Source organism: Methylobacterium sp. WL103, assembly GCF_008039885.1.
Lineage (GTDB): Bacteria > Pseudomonadota > Alphaproteobacteria > Rhizobiales > Beijerinckiaceae > Methylobacterium > Methylobacterium cerastii.
Map to the genome: position 1 here is coordinate 1 of NZ_VRUX01000802.1, position 1,561 is coordinate 1,561.

The 1,561-nt window shown below is 73.1% G+C and carries 1 protein-coding gene and 2 pseudogenes; 2 read left to right on the plus strand and 1 reads right to left on the minus strand.

Annotated elements, in window-relative coordinates:
* The coding region (dapF, locus tag FV222_RS25595) for a diaminopimelate epimerase (RefSeq protein WP_147815965.1) at positions 1–735 on the minus strand (735 nt) is incomplete at its 3' end.
* 376 nt (positions 736–1,111) lie between these two features.
* Here dapF and FV222_RS25600 point away from each other — a divergent pair.
* Positions 1,112–1,237: pseudogene (locus FV222_RS25600) on the plus strand (diaminopimelate epimerase); the annotation flags it as partial.
* Positions 1,237–1,561: pseudogene (locus FV222_RS25605) on the plus strand (tRNA (N(6)-L-threonylcarbamoyladenosine(37)-C(2))-methylthiotransferase MtaB); the annotation flags it as partial. The pseudogenes FV222_RS25600 and FV222_RS25605, both read left to right, overlap by 1 nt.

Here is a 1,561-nt window from a genome sequence, read left to right on the forward strand (position 1 = left end):
AAGCTCCGGGTCTGGGAGCGCGGCGCAGGCGGCGGTGCCGCAGGCCAGCGTCAAGCCGGCGCCGCGCTCCCAGACCCGGAGCTTGATCGCCTCCCGCCCCCGGACCTGCGCCACCGAGATGTTGGCGCGCTCGGGGAAGATCGGGTGGTTCTCCAGCATCGGGCCGATCTGCCCGAGGTCGAACGTGTCGGGATCGCGATCGGTGAAGAAGACCGCGTGTGGGTTGCCCATGTTCACCGCGCCCGGCGAATGCAGGATGGGGTCGTCGATCGGCCCGATCTGCAGCTCGATCCGCCGCGTGTCCGGGAACGGATCGCGCAGCGGGATCTCGTTCCAGGCGAGGCGCGGGCGGCCCATGTCGACGGTGAAGGAGCGTTCGGCGACGCGCTTGACCTCGACGCGGCCGGCGACCGTCTCCAGCACCAGCCGCCCGGTCTCGACGGGCCGCGCCATGGCCGGGTCGTCGAGCATCGCGTAGGCGACGCAGCGGGTGCCGTTGCCGCAGGCGCCCGATTCCGAGCCGTCGGTGTTGTAGATCCGCATGAACGCGTCGGCGCCGCGGCTCGCGGAATCGTGCAGCACCATCAGCTGGTCGAAGCTCGAGGCCGGATCGGCGGCGATGGCGCGTGCCTCCTCGGGGGCGACGCGGATGTCGGTGCCGCGCAGGTCCAGCACCACGATCGCGTTGCCGGCGCCGTGCATCTTCAGGAAGCGTCTGTGGGCGAGTGCGCTCATGCGGCCATGGTGGTTCGAACCGCGTCGTCGCGGGGGTGGGGGCCGGGCGTCGTCCGAGAGCCCGTCGGAGCACCGTATATGGCAAGGCCGGCCTCCGGCGCGAGGGGCGTGGCAGATCCGCCGCGTCCGCGCGCCGTGCGATCGGAACGCGCGTCCATGGCCTCGCGAAGGACGGTGTTCGTCACTACCTTCGGGCGAGACGGGACCGTGCCGATTCGGTTCGCGGCGGCCTCGGCCGTAGCCTCGACGCCCTTGTCTCCTTTTCCTTTGCCTCCACTGCCCTCGCCTCCACTGCCTTCCCCGGAGCGCCGCCTTGACCCGCCCTCGCCTCACGCTCGTCGCCGGCCTCCTCGCCGCCTCCGCCGCCGCCTGCGGGAGCCTGCCCGGCGGCGACCTGTTCGTGGAGTGGCGCGCCGACGACCACGTGCTGATGACCGGCCCGGTCTTCCTCGTCGCCGAAGGCCGGTTCGCGCCCGCCCTGTTCGCCCAGGACGCCGCCTGATGGCGGTCGAGACGCTGACCTTCGGCTGCCGGCTGAACACGGTCGAGGCCGAGGTGATGCGCGGCCTCGCGGAGCCGACCGCGCGCGGGCGCGACCGCGTCGTGGTCAACACTTGCGCCGTCACCACGGAAGCCGGGCGGCAGGCGCGCAAGGCGATCCGCCGCCTGCACCGCGAGCGGCCCGACGCCGAGATCGTCGTCACCGGCTGCGGCGCGCAGATCGAGACCGCCGCCTACGCCGCGATGCCCGAGGTCGCCCGGCTGGTCGGCAACGGCGACAAGCTCTCGCCCGCGGCCTGGCGGCCGGACGCGAACGGTGCGCGCG